General features: G+C 70.8%; 18 protein-coding genes. 12 read left to right on the forward strand and 6 right to left on the reverse strand.

Annotated features, from left to right (window positions below; all coding sequences use genetic code 11):
* Positions 1–38 precede the first annotated feature (38 nt).
* The gene (gene rhaI, locus ACWGDX_RS22740; protein ID WP_453628209.1) at positions 39–1,208 is read right to left on the reverse strand and encodes an L-rhamnose isomerase; all 1,170 of its coding nucleotides are present in this window, start codon (positions 1,206–1,208) and stop codon (positions 39–41) included.
* Between the two features lie 282 nt (positions 1,209–1,490).
* Between rhaI and ACWGDX_RS22745 the strand changes: the two genes are divergently transcribed.
* The 6 genes from ACWGDX_RS22745 to ACWGDX_RS22770 all read left to right on the forward strand — a co-directional run bounded on the left by ACWGDX_RS22745 (position 1,491) and on the right by ACWGDX_RS22770 (position 9,056).
* Positions 1,491–3,014: a sugar ABC transporter ATP-binding protein gene (locus ACWGDX_RS22745; protein ID WP_453628211.1), complete on the forward strand. Its 1,524-nt coding sequence runs from the start codon at positions 1,491–1,493 to the stop codon at positions 3,012–3,014.
* Positions 3,011–4,063, forward strand: a complete 1,053-nt coding sequence (locus ACWGDX_RS22750) for an ABC transporter permease (RefSeq protein WP_453628213.1) — start codon at positions 3,011–3,013, stop codon at positions 4,061–4,063. Before ACWGDX_RS22745 ends, ACWGDX_RS22750 begins: the two co-directional genes overlap by 4 nt.
* Positions 4,047–5,129 carry an ABC transporter permease gene (locus ACWGDX_RS22755; RefSeq protein ID WP_453628215.1) on the forward strand — a complete coding sequence of 361 codons (1,083 nt, stop codon included), beginning with the start codon at positions 4,047–4,049 and terminating at the stop codon, positions 5,127–5,129. Before ACWGDX_RS22750 ends, ACWGDX_RS22755 begins: the two co-directional genes overlap by 17 nt.
* Before the next feature lie 61 nt (positions 5,130–5,190).
* Entirely contained in the window at positions 5,191–6,270 is a 1,080-nt protein-coding gene (gene rhaS / locus ACWGDX_RS22760; protein WP_453628271.1) for a rhamnose ABC transporter substrate-binding protein, read from the forward strand.
* Between the two features lie 13 nt (positions 6,271–6,283).
* The gene (locus tag ACWGDX_RS22765; protein WP_453628217.1) at positions 6,284–7,708 is read left to right on the forward strand and encodes an arabinose isomerase; all 1,425 of its coding nucleotides are present in this window, start codon (positions 6,284–6,286) and stop codon (positions 7,706–7,708) included.
* A 280-nt stretch (positions 7,709–7,988) separates the two neighbouring features.
* On the forward strand, positions 7,989–9,056 hold the full coding sequence (locus ACWGDX_RS22770; RefSeq protein WP_453628218.1) for a glycoside hydrolase family 19 protein: 1,068 nt from the start codon (positions 7,989–7,991) through the stop codon (positions 9,054–9,056).
* A 68-nt stretch (positions 9,057–9,124) separates the two neighbouring features.
* Here the strand turns inward: ACWGDX_RS22770 and ACWGDX_RS22775 are convergent, their stop codons facing one another.
* Positions 9,125–10,111 carry a YihY/virulence factor BrkB family protein gene (locus ACWGDX_RS22775; RefSeq protein ID WP_453628220.1) on the reverse strand — a complete coding sequence of 329 codons (987 nt, stop codon included), beginning with the start codon at positions 10,109–10,111 and terminating at the stop codon, positions 9,125–9,127.
* A gap of 410 nt (positions 10,112–10,521) precedes the next feature.
* Between ACWGDX_RS22775 and ACWGDX_RS22780 the strand changes: the two genes are divergently transcribed.
* Together ACWGDX_RS22780 and ACWGDX_RS22785 are read left to right on the forward strand one after the other, a co-directional pair.
* The gene (locus ACWGDX_RS22780) at positions 10,522–10,923 is read left to right on the forward strand and encodes a tyrosinase family oxidase copper chaperone (protein ID WP_453628222.1); all 402 of its coding nucleotides are present in this window, start codon (positions 10,522–10,524) and stop codon (positions 10,921–10,923) included.
* Between the two features lie 21 nt (positions 10,924–10,944).
* The gene (locus ACWGDX_RS22785; protein ID WP_453628224.1) at positions 10,945–11,808 is read left to right on the forward strand and encodes a tyrosinase family protein; all 864 of its coding nucleotides are present in this window, start codon (positions 10,945–10,947) and stop codon (positions 11,806–11,808) included.
* A gap of 177 nt (positions 11,809–11,985) precedes the next feature.
* Here ACWGDX_RS22785 and ACWGDX_RS22790 read toward each other — a convergent pair whose 3' ends face one another.
* Positions 11,986–12,279 (reverse strand): chaplin, encoded by a 294-nt coding sequence (locus ACWGDX_RS22790; protein WP_453628226.1) that lies wholly within the window; start codon positions 12,277–12,279, stop codon positions 11,986–11,988.
* 337 nt (positions 12,280–12,616) lie between these two features.
* On the reverse strand, positions 12,617–14,404 hold the full coding sequence (locus tag ACWGDX_RS22795; protein WP_453628228.1) for an ABC transporter ATP-binding protein: 1,788 nt from the start codon (positions 14,402–14,404) through the stop codon (positions 12,617–12,619).
* 289 nt (positions 14,405–14,693) lie between these two features.
* Between ACWGDX_RS22795 and ACWGDX_RS22800 the strand changes: the two genes are divergently transcribed.
* Positions 14,694–16,361, forward strand: a complete 1,668-nt coding sequence (locus tag ACWGDX_RS22800) for a SpoIIE family protein phosphatase (protein WP_453628230.1) — start codon at positions 14,694–14,696, stop codon at positions 16,359–16,361.
* 280 nt (positions 16,362–16,641) lie between these two features.
* A complete protein-coding gene (locus ACWGDX_RS22805) occupies positions 16,642–20,175 on the forward strand; it encodes a phosphodiester glycosidase family protein (RefSeq protein ID WP_453628232.1) in 3,534 nt (1,177 codons plus the stop codon).
* 32 nt (positions 20,176–20,207) lie between these two features.
* Here the strand turns inward: ACWGDX_RS22805 and ACWGDX_RS22810 are convergent, their stop codons facing one another.
* Complete coding sequence (locus tag ACWGDX_RS22810; protein ID WP_453628234.1) at positions 20,208–21,548, reverse strand: cytochrome P450; 1,341 nt, start codon at positions 21,546–21,548, stop codon at positions 20,208–20,210.
* A gap of 634 nt (positions 21,549–22,182) precedes the next feature.
* Between ACWGDX_RS22810 and ACWGDX_RS22815 the strand changes: the two genes are divergently transcribed.
* Together ACWGDX_RS22815 and ACWGDX_RS22820 are read left to right on the forward strand one after the other, a co-directional pair.
* On the forward strand, positions 22,183–22,707 hold the full coding sequence (locus ACWGDX_RS22815; protein WP_453628235.1) for a hypothetical protein: 525 nt from the start codon (positions 22,183–22,185) through the stop codon (positions 22,705–22,707).
* Between the two features lie 104 nt (positions 22,708–22,811).
* The gene (locus ACWGDX_RS22820) at positions 22,812–25,406 is read left to right on the forward strand and encodes a tachylectin-related carbohydrate-binding protein (RefSeq protein WP_453628237.1); all 2,595 of its coding nucleotides are present in this window, start codon (positions 22,812–22,814) and stop codon (positions 25,404–25,406) included.
* Between the two features lie 154 nt (positions 25,407–25,560).
* Here ACWGDX_RS22820 and ACWGDX_RS22825 read toward each other — a convergent pair whose 3' ends face one another.
* The gene (locus tag ACWGDX_RS22825; protein ID WP_453628239.1) at positions 25,561–26,169 is read right to left on the reverse strand and encodes a DUF1349 domain-containing protein; all 609 of its coding nucleotides are present in this window, start codon (positions 26,167–26,169) and stop codon (positions 25,561–25,563) included.
* Positions 26,170–26,203 lie beyond the last annotated feature (34 nt).

Raw genomic sequence — 26,203 nt, forward strand, 5'->3', positions numbered from 1 at the left:
GAGGTGCGGGGGCGGATACGGGCGGTGAGGACCGGGATTCAGGCGCCCCAGCCGGCCGGGGTGCCGCCGACCCGTTCGGCGACGATCCGCTTTCCGTAGCCGGAGGCGTGGTACCCGGCGACAGGGTCGGCGTCCGCGTCCAGTTCCGCGCGGACCTCGGCCACCAGGGGGCGCACATCGGTGTTGAAGGCGTCCATGAGCACCGCGTTCGCCGCCAGTACGTCACCGCTCCGCTGGGCCGCGTCGAGCGCCTCCGCGTCCACCAGCAGCGCCTTGGCCGTGGCCTCCTGGACGTTCATCACCGACCGGATGATCGCGGGGACCTTCTCCTCGATGTTGTGGCACTGGTCGAGCATGAACGCCGTCTCCGCCGTGAACCCGCCGCCCCTGATCACCTCGTACATGATCCGGAAGAGCTGGAAGGGATCCGCGGCCCCGGCCATCAGATCGTCGTCCGCGTAGAAGCGGGAGTTGAAGTCGAATCCGCCGAGCCTCCCCTCGCGCAGCAGTACCGCGACGATGAACTCGATATTGGTGCCCGGCGCGTGGTGCCCGGTGTCCACGACCACCAGCGCCTTCGGGCCCAGCTTCAGACAGTGCGCGTACGCCGTTCCCCAGTCCGGCACATCCGTGGCGTAGAAGGCCGGTTCGAACAGCTTGTACTCCAGCAGCATCCGCTGACCGTCCCCGAGCCGCCCGTACACCGTGGACAGGGCCTCGGCGAGCCGTCCCTGACGTGCCGCGATGTCGTCCTGGCCCGGGTAGTTGATCCCGTCCGAGAACCACAGCTTCAGATCGCGCGAGCCGGTCGCGTCCATGACGTCCACGCACTCCAGCAGATGCCCCAGCGCCTTGCGGCGCACGGCGGGATCGGGATGCGTGACGGACCCGAGCTTGTAGTCGTCGTCCTGGAACACGTTCGAGTTGATCGCCCCGATGCGCAGCCCCAGCTCCCGGGCCCGGCCGGCCAGCGCGCCGTAGTCGTCCACCCGGTCCCACGGGATGTGCAGCGCCACCGTCGGGGCCACGCCCGTGTGCGCGTGCACCCGCGCGGCGTCCGCGAGCTTCTCGGCGGGCGTACGCGGCACACCGGGCTGGGCGAACACCTTGAACCGGGTACCGGAGTTCCCGAACGCCCATGACGGCGTCTCGACGGCCTGTGACCTCAGCGCCGCCTTCACAGCGGACTCGGCGGATGGACCCGTCATATCCCAGCGCTCCCGTGGTGCGGACTCGCGGGGCGAGCCGGAGTCAGTGCCGCGATTCCCTATGAATCGTTTCATCGCGGCGAAGTTATGGGAGCTGCCGGAACGTGTCAACCCTCCGCGCGACACCTCCCTTTGTTCGGGTCGCATCCCCGCGAATTCACCCGAACATGTCGAGCGCAGCCCATTGACGCCGCTCTGGAAGGCCGTTTAGCTTCCGTGCAACCTCATTGAAACCTTTCACGGCGGGCGCCGCCATCGGCCCGCCGCCGCTGAGGAGCCCTCATGAACCAGCCCGCCACGGGCCCCGCCCCGGTCCTGGCACTGAAGGATGTGAGCAAGTCCTTCGGCGCCGTACGGGCCTTGCGGGACGTCTCCCTGCGACTGTTCCCCGGTGAGGCGCACGCGCTCGCCGGGGAGAACGGCGCGGGCAAGTCCACCCTGATCAAAACGCTCGCCGGGGTGCACAGGCCCGATGCCGGCGAGGTGCTCCTCGACGGCGGACCCGTCGTCTTCCACGGTCCGGCCGACGCCCGCGACGCCGGGATCGCCGTCATCTACCAGGAACCGACGCTCTTCCCCGATCTGTCGATCGCGGAGAACATCTTCATGGGCCGTCAGCCCCGGCGCTCGCTCGGCCGTATCGACCGCGGGGCCGTACGGGAGAGCACCGCCGCCCTGATGAAGCGGCTCGGTGTCGGACTCGACCCCGACCGTCCCGCGCGCGGACTCTCCATCGCGGACCAGCAGATCGTCGAGATCGCCAAGGCGCTCTCCTTCGACGCGCGCGTCCTGATCATGGACGAGCCCACCGCGGCCCTGACGGGCGGTGAGACCGCGCGGCTCTTCTCCGTCGTGCGCACCCTGCGGGCGGAGGGCGCCGCCGTGCTGTTCATCTCCCATCGGCTCGGCGAGATATTCGAGTTCTGCCGGCGGGTCACCATCCTGCGCGACGGCCGGCTGATCTCCTCCCGGCCGCTGGACGGACTCACCGAGGACGATCTCGTACGCGGCATGGTCGGCCGTGATCTCGGGGAGCTGTACCCCGAGCGGCGGGCGAGCGTCGGGGAGACCGCCCTGTCGGTGCGCAGGCTGACCAGGGAGGGGGTCTTCCGGGACATCTCGTTCGACGTACGGCGGGGCGAGATCGTGGCGCTCGCCGGGCTCGTCGGCGCGGGGCGCAGCGAGGTGGCGCAGGCCGTCTTCGGTGTCGACCGGGCCGACGCGGGCGAGGTCGAGGTCGGGGGACGGAAGCTGCCCGCGGGCTCACCGACCGCCGCCATGGACGCCGGACTCGCGCTCGTTCCCGAGGACCGGCGGCTGCGCGGACTGGTGATGGAGATGTCCATCGAGCGCAACATCGGGCTGACCGGGCTCGGCCGCCTCGGCAGGGGCGGTCTGGTGCGCCGGGCGCTGGAGCGCGGCAGGGCCGCCGACTGGGCCGTACGCCTCCACCTCACGTACAACCGGCTCGCCGATCCCGTCGGTGTGCTCTCCGGCGGCAATCAGCAGAAAGTCGTCCTCGCCAAGTGGCTCGCCACCGAACCGGCCGTCCTCATCGTCGACGAACCGACCCGGGGCATCGACGTCGGCACCAAGGCGGAGGTGCACCGGCTGCTCTCCTCCCTGGCCGCGCAGGGACTCGCCGTCCTCATGATCTCCTCCGATCTGCCCGAGGTCCTGGGCATGGCCGACCGGGTGCTCGTCATGCACGAGGGCCGTCTCACCGCCGAGATCCCGCGCGCGGAGGCCACCGAGGAGACGGTGATGGCCGCCGCGACCGGCCGCGGCGACAGGGCGGCGGCATGACCACCCTGCTGGACAGGCCCGCCGACGCGGGCCGGGACGAGCGCTCGGCACGCTCGCTCGTCGACGCCGTGTTCCGGGCCAGGGAGATCAGTATCGCCGGAGCGCTGGCGCTGCTCGTCCTCGGCACCTGGATCTCCAATCCGCGCTTCCTCGACGGCCAGGGCGTCAAGGACCTCCTCCTCAACGCCTCCATCCTGGTGCTGCTCGCCGTCGGCCAGTCCGTGGTCGTCGTCACCCGCAACATCGACCTCTCGGCCGGCTCCGTCGTCGGGCTCTCGGCCTTCGCCTGCGGGAAGTTCGTCGCGGGAACCGACCACGGCGTGCTCACCGTGCTGCTGCTCGGTATCGCGCTCGGCGTGGGCTGCGGCCTGGTCAGCGGGGCGCTCGTCAGCTTCGGCCGGGTCCCGGCGCTCGTGGTCACCCTCGGAATGCTCTACATCATCCAGGGCCTCGACTACTGGTGGGCGCAGGGCGAGCAGATCAGCGCCGACGACATCCCGGAAGCGGTCCTCGACCTGGGCAGCGGCGGCAGTGCCATCGGGATCCCGTACCTCCCCCTGATCGCCTTCGCGCTGCTCGCGCTCACCGCGTACTACCTGCGGAGTTACCGTTCGGGACGCGAGCTGTACGCGATCGGCTCCCATCCGGAGGCCGCACGGCTCGCGGGTGTACCGATCCGCCGCAGGATCCTCGCCGCGTACGCCTTCTCCGGCGCCGTGGCGGGATTCGCCGGCGCCCTCTGGCTCGCCCGCTTCGGCACCGTCGTCGCGGACAACGCCCACGGCTGGGAACTCACCGTCGTCAGCGCCGTGGTCGTCGGCGGCGTCGCCATCACGGGCGGTACGGGCACGGTGTGGGGCGCGGCGCTCGGCGCGCTGCTGCTCACCACCATCGGCAGCGCCCTGATCGTCCTGAAGGTCGGCGCGTTCTGGCAGGGCGCCATCACCGGCGCACTGCTCCTCGCGGCCATCACCGTCGACCGGATCGTCTCCCTGCGTATGACAGCGGCCCTGAGGAAGAGGAGCGCCCGCCATGGGAACGGCGCCTGAGACGGAGACCGAGCCGGAGACCGCGCCCCGGCCGGGAGCGGACGCGCCCGAGCCCCGCCCCACGACGGCCGGGCGGCTGTTCCGCACGGTGGGACCGCGCTGGGACACCGCCGTCGGCGTGCTGCTGGTGGCGGTGTTCGTGACCGGCCTCGGCACCACCGACGGCTTCGCCTCCGGCGGGAATCTCGCCTTCGCCTTCAACGACATCGCCGAAGTCGCCCTGATCGCCCTGCCCATGACCCTGCTGGTGGTGGCCGGACAGGTCGATCTGTCCGTCGCCTCCATGCTGGGCCTCGGCAGCGCGCTGACCGGGGCGCTGTGGAACGCGGGCTGGGCCTTCGAGCTGATCGTGCCCGTGGTGCTGCTGGCCGGGGTCGCGGGCGGACTCCTCAACGGCTGGCTGGTCACCCGGGTGGGGCTGCCCTCGCTCGCCGTCACCATCGGCACACTCGCCCTCTACCGGGGCCTCGCCTCGGTCGCGCTGGGCAGTGACGCCGTCACCGGCTTCCCCCAGGTGTACGCCGACCGGGCCGTGGACACCACCACGGTCCCCGGCACCTTCCTCACCTACCCCGTCGTCCTGTTCCTCGTACTGGCCGTCGCCACGGCCGTACTGCTGCACTCCACCTCCTTCGGACGGTCGCTGTTCGCCATCGGCGCGCAGGAGGAGGCGGCCTACTTCGCCGGGATCAGGGTCAAGCGGTTCAAGCTGATCCTCTTCGTGGTCACCGGGGTGTTCTCGGCCTTCGCCGGGATCGTCTTCACCCTCCGCTACGGCAGCGCGCGCGCCGACAACGGCCTCGGCTTCGAAATGCTCGTCATCGCCTCCGTCCTGCTCGGCGGCGTCGACTTCGACGGGGGCAAGGGCACACTCTTCGGCGCGGTCGCCGGTGTGCTGCTGATCGGAGTCCTCAAGAACCTCCTCACGCTCAACGATGTGCCGAACGAGGTCCAGGTCATCGTGACCGGGCTGCTGCTCGTCGCCTCGGTCCTCGCCCCGAGAGTCGTCGCGGCCGTGGTGGAGCGCCGTCACCGGCGGGCCGCCGTCGGCGCGTCCGGGTCCTGAGCCTCCCCGCCCGCCGACTCCCCGACCCCCCGCCGTACTTCGCGAAAGGCACATGCCCGCCATGATCATCCGTACCGCCGTCCGGCGCCGCACGGCGGCCGCCGCCGTCTGTGCCCTCACCGTCGCCCTGGCCGCCTGCTCGGGCACCACCAAGAACAGCACGGAGAAGGAGACCACGAAGACGGCCACCGCCGCCGAGGCAGATCCGGACGCGCCCCTGAGGAAGGGCCTCAAGCTCGCCTTCCTGCCCAAGCAGATCAACAACCCGTACGAGAAGATCGTGGACGAGGCCGGTATCGCCGCCGCGGCCGAGTACGGCGCCACCGGCAAGGAGGTCGGCCCCTCCGACGCCAGTGCCTCCTCGCAGGTCTCGTACATCAACACCCTCATCCAGCAGCGCCAGGACGCCATCCTGATCGCGGCCAACGATCCGAACGCGGTGTGCGGGCCGCTCAAGCAGGCCATGAGGAAGGGCATCAAGGTCGTCGCGTACGACTCCGACACCGCCAAGGAGTGCCGCCAGCTCTTCATCAACCAGGCCGGCTCCGAGGAGATCGGCCGCGGTCTCGTCCGGCACCTCGGTGAACAGATCGGCCACCAGGGCAAGATCGCCATACTCTCGGCCACCCAGAACGCCACGAACCAGAACACCTGGATCGAGTTCATGAAGGACGAGTTGAAGCGGCCCGAGTACCGGAACATGCGGCTGGTCAAGGTCGCGTACGGCGATGACGCGGACCAGAAGTCCTTCCAGCAGACACAGGGACTGCTCCAGGCCTACCCCGACCTCAAGGGCATCATCTCGCCGACCACCGTCGGTATCGCCGCCGCCGCCCGCTATCTCAGCGACTCCTCGTACAAGGGCGAGGTCGTGCTCAACGGCCTGGGCACACCGAACCAGATGCGCACGTACGTCAAGGACGGCACCGTCGAGCAGTTCTCGCTCTGGAACCCCGAGGAGCTGGGCTATCTGGGCGCGTACGCGGCGGCGGCCCTGGCGTCGGGACAGATCACCGGCGCCGAGGGTGAGAGGTTCGAGGCGGGCAGGCTCGGCGAGTACACGATCGGGAAGGACGGCGAGGTCATCCTCGGCGAGCCGACCGTCTTCGACAGGACCAACATCGACGAGTTCGACTTCTGACCACGGAGCCGCCATGACCGTCCGTACCCCCGCCGTCGCCCGCAAGCCCAGGATCGGGCTGGTCGCGGGCGGACTGGGCGCCTACTGGCCGCAGTTCCCCGGTCTCCTGCCGCAGCTACGGCGCTCGGCCGGCCGGGTCACCGCACGTATGCGGGAGTTCGACGCCGAGGTCGTCGACGCCGGTTTCATCTCGGACGCCCGGGAAGGGGCCGAGGCCGCCGAGAGACTCCGCGCCGCCGACTGCGATCTGATCGTCGGTTTCCTCACCACCTATATGACGGCGACCATGCTCGTCCCCGTCGCCCAGCGCAGCGGCGCGCCCGTCCTGCTGATCAATCTCCAGCCCACACCGTCCATGGATCACGCCTCCTTCGACACCGGACAGTGGCTCGCGTACTGCGGCGCCTGCCCGCTGCCGGAGATGGCCAACGCCTTCGAGCGCGTGGGTGTCCCCTTCCGCTCCGTCTCCGGGCACCTCGAGGACGAGCGGGCCTGGGGGCGCATCGGCCGCTGGATCCGCGCCGCCGGCGTCCGCTCCGTCCTGCGCCACGGCCGGCACGGCCTGATGGGACACCTCTATCCCGGTATGTACGACGTCTCCACCGACCTCACCATGGTCCCGGCCAATCTCGGCGGCCATGTCGAGGTCGTCGAGTTCGACGATCTGCGGGTCCGGGTCGAACGGGTCGAGGACCGGGAGCTGACCGCGAAGCTCGACGAGACCCGCGAGGTCTTCGAACTCGCCGACTCCGTGGTCGAGGACGATCTGCGCTGGGCGGCGCGCGTCTCCGTCGGGCTCGACCGGCTGGTGGCCGACTTCGACCTGGACTCGCTCGCGTACTACCACCGCGGCCTCGACGGCGAGATCCATGAACGGCTCGGCGCGGGCATGATCCTCGGCTCCTCGCTGCTGACCGCCCGCGGTGTCCCGGCCTGCGGCGAGTACGAACTGCGCACCTCGCTCGCGATGCTGATCGCCGACCGTCTCGGCGCGGGCGGATCCTTCACCGAACTCCAGGCGCTCGACTTCACGGCCGGAGTCGTCGAGATGGGCCATGACGGCCCCGGTCATCTCGCCATCAGCGAGCGCAAGCCGCTGCTGCGCGGTCTGGGTGTCTACCACGGCAAGCGGGGCTGGGGCGTCTCCGTCGAGTTCGACGTACGGCACGGTCCCGTCACCCTGGTCGGCGTGGGACAGAGCCGTGACGGCCGGTACCGGCTGGTGGCGGCCGAGGGCGAGATCGTCCCCGGGCCGCATCTGGAGATCGGCAACACCACCTCCCGTGTCGACTTCGGCTGTGATCCGGGGGAGTGGACCGACGCGTGGAGCGCCAGCGGGGTCGGTCACCACTGGGCCCTGGCCACCGGCCGGCTGCTGCCCGAGCTGCGCGCGCTCTCCGGTCTGACCGATCTGGACCTGGTGGAGGTCACCGTCTGACGCGGCGTCCGGTGGGGATCAAGGAGGTGGCGGGGGCGGCCGGAGTCTCGGTGGGCACCGTCTCGACGCCAGGGGTGCGCCGGTGCCTTCGTGTGCCTCCGGTTGCCCCCGGGATGGCCGGTCCTGGTGGCCCGGGTGGCCGGATCGTCCGGGTGTGCTGTGACCTCCGCTCCATCCCTTGGTCTAGACCTTGACAGGTTCACGCGATTCCGATTTGGTTCCCTCACCCCCCATGGCGAGCAGCCGGACAACCGGTTGCTCGCGCGAAGGAGTGAGTCGTTTGAGACAGCGCGCCCTTGCCCTGTTCGCGGCGATGGTTTCGGCCCTCGCCCTCACGATTTTCCTGCCCGCCTCTTCCGCCTCCGCCGCGACCTGCGCGGCGGGATGGAACGCGTCCGCCGTGTACACCGGCGGCAACACGGCTTCGTACAACGGTCGCAACTGGTCGGCCAAGTGGTGGACACAGGGGGAGACCCCCGGCTCCAGCGATGTCTGGGCCGACCAGGGCTCCTGTGACGGTTCCACCCCCGGCGGCGGCTCCGGCGCCTGTGACTACCCGGCCTGGGTCGCGGGCCGCGCGTATGTCGCCGGCAACATCGTGAAGTACACCGACGGCAAGTTCTATGTGGCCGAGCACGACAACCCGGGCTACGACCCGGTCATCAGCACCTGGTACTGGGAGCCGTACAACTGTACCGGTACCCCGCCGACCGACCCGCCGCCGGCCGGTGGCTTCGTCGTCAGCGAGTCCCAGTTCAACCAGATGTTCCCGGGCCGGAATTCCTTCTACACCTACAGCGGGCTGACGGCCGCGCTGAGCGCGTACCCTGGCTTCGCCAACACCGGCAGTGACACGGTGAAGCGGCAGGAGGCCGCGGCCTTCCTCGCCAATGTCAGCCACGAGACCGGCGGTCTCGTGCATGTGGTGGAGCAGAACACCGCGAACTACCCGCACTACTGCGACACGTCACAGTCGTACGGCTGCCCGGCCGGTCAGGCCGCGTACTACGGGCGCGGACCGATCCAGCTGAGCTGGAACTTCAACTACAAGGCCGCGGGTGACGCGCTCGGTATCAACCTGCTGGCCGACCCGTGGCGTGTCGAGCGCGAATCGGCCGTCGCCTGGAAGACCGGTCTCTGGTACTGGAACACCCAGAACGGTCCCGGCACGATGACCCCGCACAACGCGATGGTCAACCAGGCCGGCTTCGGCCAGACGATCCGTTCCATCAACGGCTCCCTGGAGTGCGACGGACGCAACCCGGCGCAGGTCCAGAGCCGGATCAACAACTACCAGCGCTTCGTGCAGATCCTCGGGACCACTCCCGGGGCCAATCTGAGCTGCTGACACCGTTCGGTCCCCGTACCCGTGGCCTTCGGGCCGCGGGGTGCGGGCGCGAAGGCCGGTCCGACGACCTACAGGTCGCCGTTCCGGCCTTCGCGTGGTTCCGAGCTGTTCTTCCTGACCAGTTCGGCGTTGAACTGGGCACCGGCCAGCAGGGAGAGATTGGTGACCCAGAGCCAGACGAGAAAGACGATGATCCCGGCGAGCGACCCGTACAGCCGGTTGTACGTGCCCGCCTGCGCCGTGTAGAGCGCGAAGCCGGCGGAGGTCAGCAGCCAGAGCGCGACCGCGAGGACCCCGCCGGGCAGCGCGTGGCGCAGCCCCCGTCTGCCGGGCGGACCGGTACGGAACACCACCAGCACCAGAACCGCCGCGAGCGTCAGCAGCAGCGGCCACTTCAGCGCGTTCCACACCAGGCTCACCGTCGAGTCCATCCCCAGGACCCGCCCCAGCGTGGCCGCGACCTCACCCGTCAGCACCAGCGTGAAGGCACTGGTCACCAGCAGCGCGAGCAGGGCGCAGGCGGTGATCGCGATCCGCGGCGCCGTACGCCACGGCGGTCTGCGGTCGACGGTGCCGTACATGGTGTGCAGGGCCCGGCGGAACACCCCGAGATAGCTGGAGGCCGACCACACGGCGCCGACGGTGCCGAAGGACGCCAGCACCCAGGCCGCGGAGCGCTGCCGGGCCATCTCCTCCAGGGCGCTGTGGACCAGCACCCGGGACTGCGCGGGAACGAGGACCGTGATCTGGCCGGCGAGCTGCCCGCTCGCACCGGGACCGGCGAGGCCGATGGAGCAGACGGTGACCAGCAGTGCGGGGAAGATCGCCAGAACGGCGTAGTACGTGAGGGCGGCGGCCCGGTCGGTGGCGTCGTCCCGCCACAGCGCGAGCGGTGTACGGCGCAACGCTCCGGTGATGCGTCCGGCCCCGCCGGGAGCGGACCCGCCGGGGGCCGGTCCGCCAGGTGACGGGTGGTCGGGCGGCGGCTTGTCGGCTCCTGGCCCGCCGGGTGTCCGCCCGCCGCCGGCCGGTGCGCTGAGGGTGTCCCGCGCCACGGGATCTCCCTCGCCGTCCCACGACGGCCCCCGGTGCCCGGATTCCTCGACGGACAAGCTGCCTCCCGCGTCCTCGGTGCTGTGCTGCCGGTCATCGTCCGGTCCCCGCCTACCCTGCCTCATCACCTCACCGGCCTTCGCACCGCACCGCCCGCTGCCCCGCGTTTCCGCGCCGCGCGGACCAGAGAAGGCCGCCCGCCGGATAACCGTTTGCCCACCGTCTCGTTGTGCCGGTCGGGGCAGCGGCCGGTCTTCGCACGCCCGCGTACCGGAGCGAGCGCCCCCACACCGACGAGCGGAGGTCCCTTGTGCCGGACGACCAGATGGAGCCGAGACCCGTCCACGTACCGTGTCCCGAACAGCCGGCGCCGGCCGGTCCCCGTCGCCCCCGGCGCCGGCTCCTGCGCGGGGTGTTCGCCCTCGGAGTGGTCGCGGGCACGTCGGCGGTGCTGACGCCCATCCTCAGGGTGGGCCACCGGGCGGGCGGCGGAGCGGATACGGACGGGGCCGGCGGCGGAGCGGCCGGAGCGGGCGGGACGGCCGACGAGATGTACCGGGGACGGCACATCCGGATCGATGTCACGGGGGGCGTCCGCGCTCCCTCCGATGCCGGATTCCTGGCCGTCCCGTCCGTGCTCGACATCCGTATCGACGGCCGGCCCCTCCAGACGATGCGGCGCGCGGACGGCAGCTATCTGAGTGTCGTCAACCACTACGAGTCGTTCCCCACCCCGCTGGACGCGGCCCGCGCGGCGGTCGACGACCTCGCCGGCGCCGGACTGTCGCTCTCCGGACCGATCCATCACATGTGAACCCCTGGGAGGGCCTTCGCGGTGTACACGAGAAAGAACCAGCGGAATCTGACCGGCGCGGAGCGAAGAGGCTTCGTCAACGCCGTCCTGGAGCTGAAACGTACGGGGGAGTACGACGAGTTCGTACGGCAGCACATCGAGTTCTACGTCACCGACGCGGAGGAGGGTCCGCGCGCCGCGCACATGACGCCGTCCTTCTTCCCCTGGCACCGCCGCTTCCTGCTGGAGTTCGAGCACGCGCTCCAGCGGGTCGACGCCAAGGTGACCGTCCCTTACTGGGACTGGACGGCCGACAACACACCGGCCGCCGCGCTCTGGTCCGAGGACTTCCTCGGTGGCAACGGCCGCGCGCGTGACCATCAGGTCATGACCGGTCCGTTCGCATACGGAACCGGACAGTGGACGATCAGACACGGGGTGACGGACCAGAAGTATCTGACGCGCAATCTGGGCCGGCCGTCCGCGCCGATCGCGCTGCCCAGCCACGACGAACTGGACTGGGCGATGAACGAGCCGGTGTACGACGCGGCCCCCTGGGACTCGACCGTCGCCTCCGGGTTCCGCAACCGGCTGGAGGGCTGGCTCTCCGGCGGCGCCGAGCGCTGGCGCAACCACAATCGCGTCCACCGCTGGGTCGGCGGGCACATGCTGGGTGCCTCCTCCCCGAACGACCCCGTCTTCTGGCTCCACCACTCCTTCATCGACCTGCTGTGGGACCGCTGGCAGCAGCGGCATCCGGAGGCGGTCTATCTGCCGAGGACCCGGCTGCGCCCCGGCGATCCGCAGAGCGGACGGGTCATCAGCCTGGAGGAACCCATGCCGCCGTGGGACGCCAAACCGGCCGAACTCCTCGACCACCGGGACCTGTACCGCTACGAACAGTGACCGTGCCCGCCCTCTCGGCGGATCATCCCGGACGCACGAGCCCCCGGTGCGCGATCCTCCGGCGCACGATCGCGCGGTCCCTGCCCGGTGGACACGACGGCCTCCCGCGCGTGAACGCGGGAGGCCGTCACTCACCGGTCACGCACGGCCCCGGAGCCGTGCGTCCTCACCGGATGATCAGCCGCCGTAGCCGCCGTGGCCGCCGTGGCCGTGGGTCTTGAAGGTTTTGCCCGAGATGTTGGCGCAGTGGTTGCCGAACGCCGGGTTGAGCAGACCGACCAGGTCGACCGTGTTGCCACAGACATTGACCGGGATGTGCACGGGCACCTGGAGGACGTTGCCGGACAGGACACCCGGCGAGCCGACGGCCGCCGCTTCGGCCTCGGCGTCGGCAGCGGCCATACCGGCGCCACCGACCAGCACGGCGCCCGTGCCGACGAGAACAGCGGTTGCCTTTGCGATACGCGACATCAAGTTTCTCCTTGGACGTGTGGGGCGCGGCCGCAGATGTGCGGCCTTCACGCCCTTCAACGCCCTGACTCACGCTCGGTAACGGACAACCAGCCATTCGGTGCCGCATCTTCCGGCAGCCGGTCGGCCGGTCGGCCGAGCGGTCCCAGCCTTCCGGCCGGCCGGTCGAGCCCGTCGCGGGGCCCGACCGGACTGATGCCATGAGGTCGCCGGCGTACAGATGACGCCGGCGTACGAACACGTCGGAGCCCGCCGTACCGATCCCGCGGACGAGGACGGTCCGGCCCGCCCGCGCGGACATGGCTGACAGCCGGACCCCTCCCCGGGTGACCCGGGCTCAGCCGGAGCGGCGGGGCTGGAGCGTGGTGGCGTACTCCCCGCCCCGCGCCAGCAGCTCATGGTGGCTGCCCACCTCGACGATCCTGCCGCGGTCCATCACGATGATGCGGTCCGCGTTCCTGATGGTGGAGAGCCGGTGCGCGACCACGAAGACCGTCCTGCCCCGGACGAGATGGGACAGCGCGTCCTGGATCAGCCCCTCCGACCGGTTGTCGAGCGCCGAGGTCGCCTCGTCGAGCACCAGCACCCGCGGATCCCTGATCAGCGCCCTGGCGATCGCGAGCCGCTGCTTCTGACCCCCCGACAGCCGGGCGCCGCGCTGCCCCACCACGGTGTCGAGACCGTCGGGCAGCCGGTCGACGAACTCCATCGCGTGAGCGGCCAGCAGGGCCTCCCGCAGCGCCTCCTCGTCCGCGCCGCCCTCCAGACCGTAGGTGACGTTCTCCCGGATGGTTCCCTCGAACAGGATCGACTCCTGCGGTACGACGGAGAGGAAGCGCCGGTAGGTGCGCAGATCCAGGGACGCCATGTCCGTACCGTCGAGCAGGATCCGGCCCTCCGTGGGCCGGATGAAACCGATCAGCAGATTGAGGATCGTGGACTTGCCCGCGCCCGAGGCCCCCACCAGCGCGATGGTCTCGCCGGGCAGCACCGACAGATCGAACCCGCTCACGGAGTGCTCCGTCGCGTCGGGGTAGCGGAAGCCCGTCCCCTGGAAGTCGATCCGTCCCCCGACCCGCTCGACGAGGGTCTTGCCCTCGTTGCTCTCCAGGTCGGGTGCCTGGAGGACCTCACCGACCGAACGCACCGACTCCAGCCCCTTGGAGATGATCGGGGTCAGATTCATCAGCGTCGTCAGCGAGGCGGTCAGCGCGGTGAAGAAGGTGCTGATCATCACCACATCGCCCGCCGAGAGTCCCAGCCAGCCGTAGTACGCCACGACCGCCGAGCCGGAGAGACAGCCGACCGCCATGGTGTTGAGCAGGATCCAGGAGAGCGATCCGAAGCGGCCGTTGAGCACATCGAGCCGGAATCCGGCGGTGACCACCCGCTCCAGGGTGTTGTCGACGCGGTGCAGCGCCGCGTTCTCCAGACCGTGGGCGCGGGTGATCGGTATGAGTGTCGTCATCTCACCGACCCGGGAGGAGAGCCGTTCGACCTCCAGCCGGAATTCCTCGTTGTTGCTCCGTATCCGGGAGCGCAGCCGGCGTACCAGCAGCGCCGCCAGCGGGACGACGACCAGGAACACCGGCAGCACGACCGGGGTACGGAACCCGATCACCGCCAGTCCGCCCAGCAGCGTCATGATGGCGCCGAGTCCCATGTCGGCGCTCTGCTGGGTCATCGTCTCCACCGACTCGACGTCCCGTACGACCTTGGTCTGGAGCACGCCCGCGCTGACCCGGGCGTGGTAGCCGATGGACAGATACTGCATCCGGCGGCAGAGCGCCGAGCGCAGCTCACGTCCCATCCGGCGGATGCTGGCACTCATCAGACGCGCGTACAGCAGATGCAGCGGGAAGTTGAGCACGAGGACCAGCACCACGGCCCCCGTGTTGTACCAGAGGTGGGAGACGGGCCGGTGGTCCACGACCACATCGATGATGTTGGCCGTGATCAGGGGCAGCATCCAGACGGGGATGTGCTTGACGGCGAAGACCACGACGGCGAGCAGCAGCCTGCGGCGGTCGGGGCGGAAGAGGTAGGCGAGCGTGCGGAGCGGGTGCTCCCCCGAGTAGTGGTGGTCCAGCGGACTGGAACGCGGGGTTGATTCGGGATTCTGCATGGAGAGCGGGGTCCTCTTTCGAATGATGATCATATTAGCCCTCGGCGTGCAGACACGCAGTCTCCTCCGACCGGCCCACGGTCGGAAGCGCTTTCCGGGGCGGTCTCACAGGAACCGCCGCGATCCGGTCGCCCCGGCGGGGATCCGCCGCGATCCGGTCGCCCCGGCGGGGATCCGCCGGGATCCCGCCGCCGTCCGCGGGGATCCGCCGGCACCCGCCGGCACCCGCCGGCACCCGTCAGGACGCGCCCGGGGCGTGCGACCGCCCGATCGGTGAGATGGTGGCCGCATGGCTGATCGGGGTCGACCTCCGGCTGCCGTATCGCTGCCGGACGACTGGCCCGCCCATCCGGATCTGAGCCTGGCGCTGAACCGTATGGGCGGCTTCGACTGGGATCTCGACAGCGGGCTGGTGCATCTCGACGGGCCCGCCCTCGAGATCTTCGGCCTGCGCCCCGAGGAGTTCGACGGCGATCCGAAGACCCTTCTCGATCTGGTGCCGGACGACGAGGCGGCGCGGCTGAAGAGCCTGATCGCGCGGGCGCTCGAGGAGGGACTGAACTCCTACGGCGCGTACTTCCGGATCAGGCACCGCGACGGATCGCTGCACTGGACCCGAACCCAGGCGCACATCCGGCACGAGGCGGGGCGGCCCCGCAGGATCATCGGCATCGTACGGTCCGCCGAACAGGAACTGGCCGAGGCCGCCCTCAGGAGCGAGGTGGACGAGGGGCGGCGCCGGCTGACCGGGGTGGTCGACCGGACCACCGCCCTGCTGGCCCGCGCCACCTCGATGGACGATGTCATCGCCGTCCTCAAGGACGACGAGGCGCTGGGACATCTGCGGGCCGTCAGCGTGATGCTGGGGGTGATCGAGGGCGGCCGGATCCGGCTGGTCGCCGAGGGACGGCTCGGTTCCTATGTACCGGAACTGCTCTACACGAGGATCGACGACCAGTTCCCGATGAGCGAGGTGGTACGCACCCAGCGGCCGCGTTTCATCACCTCGCGCGAGGAGTTCCGCGCCGGCTACCCCCTTCTGTGGCCCCACCTCGAACCGCTCTCGGTCGGCTCCGGCGCCTATCTGCCGCTGATCGCCCAGGCCCGGCCGATCGGCGCCCTCGGACTGCTCTATCCCCGGCACGGCGCCTTCAGCGACGAGGAGCGCAATCTGCTGGTCGCCCTCAGCAGCGGAATCGCCCAGAGCCTCCAGCGCGCCATGCTCTACGAACAGGAGCACGATCTCGCCGAGGGCCTCCAGCAGGCGATGCTCCCGCGCCGTATCCCCGACATCCCCGGGGTACGGACCGTCGTCCGCTACCGCTCCGCGCGACTGGGCCGCAGCGTCGGCGGCGACTGGTACGACGTCCTTCCGCTGCCGGGCGGCCGGGTCGGGCTGACGATCGGCGATGTCCAGGGCCATGACACGGACGCGGCGGTGGTGATGGGACAACTGCGCATGGCGCTCTGGGCGTACGCCTCCGAGGGACATCCGCCCGCGACCGCGATGGTCCGCGCCTCGGCGCTCCTGCACGAGCTGGGCACCGACCGCTTCGCGACCTGTACCTACGTGGAGATCGATCTGTCGAGCGGGGCGCTGAGCGTCGTACGGGCCGGGCATCTCGATCCGCTGCTCCGGCGTGCCGACGGAAGCTGCCACTGGATCCCCTCGGCGGGCGGACTGCCGCTCGGGCTCTCGGCGGAGTTCACCCGGCCCGGCGGGATCGGCTACCCGGTGACCACGGGGGTGCTCGGGCCCGGCGACACACTGCTGCTCTTCACCGACGGGCTGGTGGAGCAGCCGGGGACCGATCTGGGGGAGCGGCTCGAAGTGCTCAGGGAGAGGGTACGGACGGGCCCCGCCGATCCGGCGGAACTGGCGGACCTGCTGTTCGACGAGCGGGGGCAGGAGAGCGGCGAGGACGACATGGCCCTGTTGCTGCTGCGCCGGGACTGAACGGGGTTCGTGAGGGGGGCCCGGGGTCCGGTTCGGGGGCCCGGGGTCCGGTTCGGGGGCCCGGGGGTCCGGTTCGGCGGCCCCGCGCCGCTGATATCACGTCAGAATCCCTTACGACGCCGCCTCTCGCGGGTCCGTGTGCGCTCCGGCGCGCTTCACCCGGTCACCGCGTGTTCTCCCCGACGTTCCCGCCAACCCCTGGATCAATGGTCCCCGCACCGCGATGCTGGCTGCGGACAGCGCTTGCCGAGTGCGTATCCACCGTCCTCCAGGAGAAGTTGTGGGCCCAGGCTTTGCCGGGCGGTCCGCCGTGCTGTTCGCGGCGGTGACCGCTCTGACGGCGGGGGCGGCAGCCCCGTCCCTCGCCGACTCCGTCCCCGACCCCCGTCCCCGGACCGCCGCGGAGATCCTGCGGCCCGTCGCCCCGCCGCCCGCGAGCGCGGCCACCGCCGTACCGGGCGCCACGGCGGCCCCGAGCTCCATCGCCGACGGCGACGGTATCGAGACCGCGCGCGTCTCACGCCCGATCGCCCCCGGCATCAGGCTGACCTCGTACGACCGGCTCGAATCCGACAAGTGGCTGCGTGTCGACGCGCTCTCCGTCGATCTCGACGGCAGCGGCGTCCAGGCCGGCTATCTCTCCTCGGGCAAGGTCTCCGACCGCCGTACCGTCTCCCAGCTCGCCGCCGGCCACGACGCCGGACCGGGCCGCCGTACCGTCGCCGCGGTCAACGCCGACTTCTTCGACATCAACGAGACGGGAGCGCCCCAGGGCCCCGGTCTCTCGGACGGCGAGGTCGTCCAGTCCCCGGCGCCCGGGGCCCATCAGGCCGTCGGTATCGGCCCCGGGAACGCCGGGCGGATCCTGAAGCTGTACTTCGACGGCACCGTGACACTCCCGTCGGGACCGCGGGCGCTGGAGGCGTACAACGCGGCGAACGTGCCCGCCGGCGGTATCGGCGCCTACACCACGGGCTGGGGCGAGGCCGACCGCCGTCTCACCGTGGACCGGGCGGCCCCCGTCGCCGAGGCCGCCGTACGGGACGGAAAGGTCGTCTCCGTGTCCGGCGTGCCCGGCAACGGCCCGATCGCCGAGGGCACCACGGTGCTGGTGGGCCGGGAGGCGGGCGCCGTGGCGCTCGCCGCGCTGCGGCCCGGTGACCCGGTGACGCTGGAGTACCGGCCGCGCGCCGACAGCGGGTCCGTGCCGCGCACCGCCGTCGGCGGCCGTGAACTGCTGGTCGCCGACGGGACGGCGGTCGGCCACGAGGGGGAGGGCAACAACACCGCGGCTCCGCGTACGGCCGTCGGATTCTCCCGTGACGGCGGCACGATGCAGGTGATCACCGTCGACGGACGGCAGGCCGACAGCGGCGGAGTCACCCTCACCGAGCTGGGCCTGATGATGCGTCAGGCCGGTGCGTACAACGCGCTCAACCTCGACGGCGGCGGCTCCTCCACCCTGGTCGCCCGCACGCCGGGCAGCGACGACCTGCGCGTGGAGAACAGCCCCTCGGACGGCAGCGAGCGCACGGTGCCCAACGGTCTCGCGCTCACCGCGCCGGACGGCAGCGGCCGGCTCACGGGTTTCTGGGTCGAGACCCGTACCTCCGCCGGGGCGGCACCGACCGTCGACCCGGTCAGGGGCGGCCACCCCGAGCGCGTCTTCCCCGGACTGACCCGCCGGCTCACCGCCGCCGGGTACGACGAGACGTACGGCCCCGCGGCCGGCACCCCGCGCTGGCGGGCCGTACGGCCCTCGGTGGGGCGGGTCGACTCCCAGGGGGTGTTCACCGCGCGCCGCGGCGGCACCACCGAGGTACGCGCGGAGCGCGGACACGCCACGGGCGGTACGGAGCTGACGGTGCTCGGCACGCTCGACCGTATCCAGCCCACCACCCGGCGCGTCGGACTCGCGGACGCGGCCGCGACGGGCACCTTCGGCATCGTCGGACTCGACGCCCAGGGCACCAGCGCGCCCGTCGAACCCCGGGACGTCACGCTGGAGTACGACCGGTCGCTGTTCGCCGTCACCGACGACGGCCAGGGCTCCTTCACCGTGCGGTCCCTCAAGGGCAGCGGCGCCGGAGTGATCACGGCGGGCGTCGGCGGCGCCACGACCTCACTCGCCGTCAGCGTCGGACTCGACGAGCAGCCGGTCTCCGGCCTCGACGACGCCGCGTCCTGGACCTTCAGCCAGGCACGCGCGAGCGGCTCGGTCTCGGCCACCCCCGACGGGCACACCGGTACCGGGCTCACCCTCTCCTACGACTTCACCCGATCCACCGCCACCCGCGCCGCGTACGCCTCTCCGCCGCGGCGGATCGCGGTGCCCGGCCAGCCGCAGTCCTTCGGACTCTGGATCAGGGGCGACGGCAAGGGCGCCTGGCCCACCCTGCATCTCAAGGACGCCGCGGGCTCCGACCAGTTGCTGCGCGGACCGTATGTCACCTGGACCGGCTGGCGGCAGGTGACCTTCGCCGTACCGGCCGGGGCGGCCATGCCGCTGAGCGTCCACCGCTTCTATCTCGCCGAGACCGCCGCGACCGAGCAGTACACGGGCGAGATCCTGATCGACGATCTGACGGCGCAGGTGCCGCCGACCGTGAATCTGCCCGAACAGCCGCGCACCGCCGATCCGCTGATCGGCCCGGCGGCGCGGACGGAGGGCAGGGACTGGCGGTTCGCGGTCATGTCCGACGCCCAGTTCGTCGCCCGCGCCCCGGACAGCGCGATCGTGGCCCAGGCCCGTCGTACGCTGCGTGAGATCAGGGCGGCGCGGCCGGACTTCGTGGTGATCAACGGCGATCTCGTCGACGAGGGCTCGCCCGCGGATCTCGACTTCGCCCGTACCGTCCTGACGGAGGAACTGGGCGACGCGGTGCCCTGGTACTACGTTCCGGGCAACCACGAGGTGATGGGCGGCTCCATCGAGGACTTCACCGACCGGTTCGGCCCCGCCCAGCGGGTCTTCGACCACGAGGGCACCCGCTTCCTCACCCTCGACACATCGAGTCTGACGCTGCGCGGCGGCGGCTTCGCCCAGATCAGGGCCGTACGCGAGCAGTTGGACGCGGCGGCGAAGGACAGCCGGGTCCGCTCGGTGATGCTGATCGAGCATGTACCGCCGCGCGATCCGACGGTCCAGCGGGCCAGTGAGCTGAGCGACCGCAAGGAGGCGGCCCTGATCGAGCGGTGGCTCACGGAGTTCCGCCGTACGACCGGCAAGGGCGCTGGACTCATCGGAAGCCATGTCGGGGTCTTCCACGCCTCGCGGGTGAACGGCGTGCCGTATCTGATCAACGGCAACTCGGGGAAGGCGCCCGCCGCGCCGGTGGACGAGGGCGGCTTCACCGGCTGGTCGCTCGTCGGTGTGGACCGGATTTCCCACCGTGAGCGGTCGGCGGCGCGGGCGAGACCGTGGGAGGGCGGCCCCGACTGGGTCTCCGTACAGACCCGCGCGCACGTGGACGCGCTGGAACTGGACGCGCCGGCCGTGCTGAGCCCCCGTCACAGCGCCGAGGTCCCGGCGACCGTCGTCCAAGGGGCCCGGCGGATCCCGGCCGGCTTCCCGCTGAGCGCGGACTGGACCGGGTCCCCGAATCTCCGTATCGGCGACCGCGACGGCGCCCGGCCCCGCCATACGGCGGTCTTCGACCCGGCGACGGGCACACTGACCGCACTGCGGCCGGGTACGGTCACGCTCGCGGTGACGGTCGGCGGTGTGACACGGCGGGCCGAGATCCGGGTCACCGCGACGGCTGTGGGAGCGCTCGCGGCGGCGCCCGTGACCGTCGCCGTGCCCGCGGCGTGATCCGGTGAGCACCCCTGACGCGGGTGCGGGCGTCAGCCCGCCGCGGGGCGGAGGGTGGCCTGCACGGGACGCGACGGCTGGAGTGTGAGGCCCGTCCTCGGCGGGATGTCGCCCGGGTCGATCTCGACATGGAAGCGCTGCGCGAGGGTGGCCAGTACGAGCACCGCCTCCACCATCGCGAACCTGGCCCCGAGACAGGCGCGCGAGCCGCCGCCGAAGGGGAACCACGCGTGATCCGGCACGGCCTCGGCCGCGTCGGGGCCCCAGCGTTCGGGACGGAAGTCGTCGGGACGGGGGAACCAGCGCGCGTCCCGGTGCGCGCTCCACTGGCTGGACCACAGGACCGTGCCCTCCGCCACCGGGCGCCCGGCCAGCGTCGAATCCGCCTTGGCGATCCCGGTCATCAGCCAGACCGGAGGGTAGAGCCGCAGGGTCTCCTTGACGATCTGCTCGGTCCAGGGAAGCTGTTTGAGATCGTCGTGGCCGGGGGGCCGGCCGCCGAGCACGTCGTCCAGTTCGCGGGTGAGCCGGGCCCTGGCCCCGGGGCTGCGGGAGAGCAGGTACCAGGCCCAGGTGAGTGTGGTGCCGGTGGTCTCATGGCCCCCGATATAGAGGGTGACCGCCTCGTCGCGTATCTCCTTGTCGGTGAGCGGCCGGTCCTGCTCGTCCCTGGCCGCGAGAAGCCGGCTCAGCAGATCGTCCCGGTCCTCGTGCCCGCGCCGGCGCAGCTCCGTCACCCGGGCCACCTCGCGGTCGATGACGGTCACGGCGCGCTTGAGCCGCCGCCGCCCCGGGGTCGGGATCCAGGGCGGCAGGAACAGGGTGATCCCACGGAACTCGTCGCCGATCGCGCGCTGGGCGACATCCATCGCGGGCCCGATCATGCTCTCGCGGCCGGCGGTGTCGGCTCCGAAGAGCGTCCGTACGGCGATGCGCTGGGTGAGGCCCAGCATCTCGCCCCGTACGTCGAGGCGTTGGCCGGGCCGCCAGGTGTCCGCCAGCGTGGCCGCGCAGTCCGCCATCGTCTCCGCGTATCCGCGCACCTGGCGCGGTCGTACGGCGGGCTGGACCAGGGCGCGCTTACGGCGCCAGGCGGGTCCCTCCGAGGTGACGACGCCCTCGCCGAGAACGAGCTTGAACGCCCAGCCGAGTTCGGGGTGGCGGTACTCGGTCTCGATACCGGTGAGCAGCTCCCCGATGTCCTCGGGGCGGGAGAGGAACAGGGCGCGCTGCGGCCCGAGCCGCCACTCGACGAGATCCCCGCGATCCCGCAGCCGGGTGAAGAAGGCGAGCGGATCACGGGAGAAGGCCGGGAGATTCCCCAGCAGCGGCAGTCGGCGGGGACCGGGTACGGGTACGGGAACGGTCGTCATGGCGGGGCTCCTCGGCGGTCGGAGGCCGCCGGACGGACAGCGGCAGCGGGGGAGGGAACGCGAGCGGGGGGAGAGAGCGCGAACGGAGGGAGGGAACGCGAAGAGGTCGGGAGTGAAAGGGGGACCCACCCAGGAAAGCGTCCGACGGCGGCTCGTGCCAGAGGGCCTCGGACCGGTGCGGGCGCTGTCCGTGAGGCCGGTCCCGGGCACGGCGGCCTCGGCCACCAGCCGCTCCCGCTCCGTCTCCCTCTCCGGCTCCGCATCGCGGTCCCGCATATCCCGGCCGTGGATTCCTCGCTTCACAAGACACCCATCTCATTTCACGGCAACTCCCGTCAGGCCGCCGAACGTCGGTGCCGCGGGTCATAAGCGACGGTGATGCGGTGTCATCGGGAGACTCAGCCGAAGCCAGCCAAAGAGCCTCAATTCGCCTTGCGCATAAACCTGTTCACATGCGACCTCCAAGGGTTCATCATGTGATGCGCGGCACATCTCAGGATGAGGGTGCTGGGCTATTCTTCATCGGCACTGTGAACTGACTGACAATCAGCGGTGCGAGGGGGGCCGGGTTCCGGGGGAGACAAGGGTCTGGGGCTTTGGTGTCTTCGCGCACCGCCCGGAAAGGACCCTCTCGGTGATATCTCGTGTTCGCCGGCGTCTGTTCGCCGGTCTCATCGGCACTCTCGTCTCCGTGGCGGGGGTGTCCACCCTCGCCTTCGCCGGGGGCGCTCCGTCCTCGGCTCCCACCAGCGGCGCAGCCGCGGACAGTCCCTCGTTCGCGGTCGAAGATTACAACTATCCGAACGCTGAGCGAATTCTCGCCGACAAGGGCATCCTTTTGAAGAAGGGTGACGGCCACATCGTGCTGGCCGAGTGCGGCCAGACGGCGAACCAGATCAGGGTGCTGACCGTCGAGGACGAATCGGCGGGCCGGGACGGCACCTACTGTTTCCGGGCCACCACCACAACCGGTTTTCTCACGCTGGAACTTCCCCGGGTATTCGCCCTGGAGACAGCGGACCACCCCATCAGCGCGGACCTGACCGCCAATGGCGAGACCACCACGGTGGCGGTACCCAAGGACGGCTTCGAACCGGTCGGTGAAGGCACCGTCGGTGGCGCCCGCTCCGTCCTGGTCGAGATTCGTGTCACCGGCTGACGCAATGGCTCTCCGTACCCATATACAGCGCCCGAATTCGACCTCTCATGGACCGGAGCTTCCTGGCCGCCGGGTCCACTCGATCGCGCCCCAAGGAAATGGTCATGCCCAGACCCCGTAACGCCCGCTTCTCCGCGTTCGCCGCGTTCGCCGCGGCTCTGATCGCCGTCCCCATGATGGTGTCCGCCACCCCCGCCCAAGCGGTCGCCGGCACCTCCGCGTCCGACAACACCTATGCCTTCACCGCGCGGCTCGACATCGGAAACGGCCAACGGGCCTGCTCCGGCACGCTGGTGTTCTCGGACTGGCTGCTCACCGCCGCGAGCTGCTTCGCCGCCGACCCGGCCGTGAGCCTCGATGTGCCCGCGGGCGCGCCCGCGCTCAGGACGACCGCCACCATCGGCCGCACCGATCTGACCACCACGACCGGACAGGTACGCGACGTCGTCGACCTCGTTCCCCACCCCGACCAGGACCTGGTGCTCGCGAAGCTCGCCAGCCCTGTCACCGGCATCACCCCGGTCGCCCTCAGCGCGACCGCACCCGTAGCGGGGGAGGAGCTACGGGTCGCCGGATACGGCCGTACCAAGGACGAATGGGCCCCGCTGCGCCTGCACACCGGGACCTTCGCCGTGGACACGGCGAGCGCCACCGAGGTCACCATCACCGGCAAGAACGGCGCCGCGGTCTGCAAGGGCGACACCGGAGGTCCCGCCTTCCGTGAGGCCGGCGGATCGGTGCAGCTCGTCGGTATCAACAGCCGTTCCTGGCAGGGCGGTTGCCTTGGCGCCGAGGCCGAGACCCGCACCGGCGCCATCGGCACCCGTATCGACAAGGCGCTCACCTGGATCAACGCCAACGTCGGGCCGACCTGCACTCCCAGCGGTGTCCTCTACTCCGTCACCACGGCCGGGAGCCTGCTGCGCCGCGATGTGACCGACCCGGCGGGCGGCACGTCCGCCGTTCCCGAGGCATCCACCATCGACACCGGCTGGAACCAGTATCCCCGTGTGCTGGCGGGCAACGCCGCGACGTTCTACGGGATCAAGACGGAGGGGATGTACGTCAGTCACCGCGTCAGCTCCACCGGTCAGTGGGACATCCACCACCGGCTGATCAACACCGGGCTGGCGTCGTACGGTCTGCCGGAGAACCGTAACAAGATCAGTGTCGACCGCGGCGGCCATATCTGGCACATCGACGGTGGCGGTGATGTGCGGTGGGTGCAGTACTCCACGGGCACGGACAGCTGGAACCCCGACGGCAACAAGAAGGTCGACTCGGGCTGGGGCCGGTTCAGCCACATCGTCGCCACGGACGACGGGGTGGTGTACGGGATAGACTCGGCGACCGGTCATCTGCTGCGCTCCCGTTACGACTTCGAGAGCCAGCGCTGGCTCCAGCGCCAGGTCACGGTGAGCACGGCCGACTGGCGGGACTCCAAGGCGATCACCTCCTTCGGCGGTGATGTGATCATGCGGGTCAAGGCCAACGGCGAGGTGCGTCACTACCGTTACCACGAGCCGGCCGGCACGTTCGTCAGCTACAACGCGCTCATCGGTTCCGGCAGCCACTGGGCCGGCTACACCAGCGTGTCCGGCGCCCCGGACTCCTGCCGTCTCCGGGCCGACTACACGCCCGAGTCGCCCAGGATCGGCATAGACCCCGCCGGTCCGGGCAGCGTCATGCAGGCGTCCACCGGTGAGATCGAGTACGCCTACACCGACGGCAACGGCCGTCTCGTCAACGGCCGGCAGACCGACCCGGCCGACTTCGCCGGCGTCCAGTGGACGGTGAGCCCGGAGACCGAGACCTTCTCCGGGAGGCCGCAGCTCGCCGAGCAGCCCGACGGCAAGGTGGCCCTGACCGTCCAGCGCGTCAACGGCGAGACCTGGTGGCGCCGTCACAACGCGAGCACCGCCGGATGGAGTACGTGGATCAATCTGGCCGGCGCGATGAAGGAGCATCCGGTCACCGCGACCACCTCCGACGACGTGCTGGTCCAGTTCGCCGTCGATGCCGACGGAAAGCCGTGGTACCGCGCCCAGCAGCGGCCCAACGTCGACTTCATGGGCTGGATCCGGCTCGGCGGCGAGGGCTTCTCGGGGCCGCTGACGGCGGTGACCGTCCGCGACGGCATTCAGCTCTTCGGCACCGACACAACGGGTCAGATCCGTACCGCGACCTTCAGGGACGGCGCGGTCGGCTCCTGGACCGGGCTCGGCGACCGGAAGATCACCCACACCCCGTCCGTGGTGGTCTACCCCGGATACCGGCTCGGTGTCTTCGCCCGGAGCGCGAACGGCAAGATCGTCTCCCTGGTCCAGTCCGCCGAAGGCGCGGCCTTCCCCGCCGCATGGACCCAGGTCGGCGACCTCACCGCGACCGGCGCCCCCTCCGCCGTCATCGACCCGGCCACCGGCTACACCGCGGTCGTCGCGCGGGGCGAGGACGGCACGGTCCACCACACCCGCGAGGAGGTCCAGGGCTCCTTCGGTACGTGGCGCGCCTGGCAGCAGGCCGGTACCGAGCAGTCGGCCACCGACCCCACGGCCTTCACCTACACCGGCGCGGCGGGCTCCACCTGGGCCTACTTCTACCGCACCGGCTCCGGTGAGGTCCGTGTCAGCCAGGCCCCGCCCGGCACCCTGAAGGGCGGGTTCACCGCGCACGACCTGCCCGCACCGCCGAAGGGCTAGGGTCTTCCCGGAACGAGGAGCTGAACCGGGCCGTCCCGGTCAACTCCGCGTTTGTACGCGCGCATCGGCACACGGCCGGGGCCCCGAGCGGGGTCCCGGCCGTGTGTGTGCCGTGGCAGGATTCGGCCGTAGGTCCTGTCCGGCCGGACAGGACCTACTCGCTGGCCGGGGAGAGCGCGTCGAAGCTCAGCGATGTGAACCGGGCCGTGAAGCCCTTGCCGTCGGGGGAGGCACACATCGGTCCCGCCTGCGCGGCCACGTCCGGGGGAAAGTAGGCGAGCCGCAGCATGGTCGCGGGGGAGCCGTTGATGCCGTAGTGGATCGTGACGGTGTCGCCCTCGCGCCGCATCTCGACCGTCACGGGCGCCGGGCTGTCGGTGAGATGGGCGAGCGGTACGACGTTCCAGTCGGACACCTCGCGGGTGACGACGGCGCTGAGCTGCTGCCGCCCGTCGACGTACTCGATACCCGTCTTGATCCAGTTCTTCTCGTCGGCCCGGAGCAACAGCCCCGCCTGGTCGTACTGTTCGCGGTAGTCCCCCGTGAACGTGGCACGCAGGACGAAGTTCCCGGGCACCGGCCGCAGCAGGGCGTGTCCCGTGTCCCGCACGAAGCCGTAGTGGGTGGTCACCCAGAAGTCCGTGTCCTGGGCCGTGGTGACATCCAGGGCGTCGTCGTACGGGGCCCAGTGGGCGGGCGGATTGAGCCAGCTCCAGTCGGTGAAGCCAAGGCACGACTCCGTACCGGTGGTGCGCTCGCCCATGTTCTCTCCTCGTGTCGGCTGGTCGTCGGCGGAC

Source organism: Streptomyces sp. NPDC055025 (assembly GCF_053608565.1).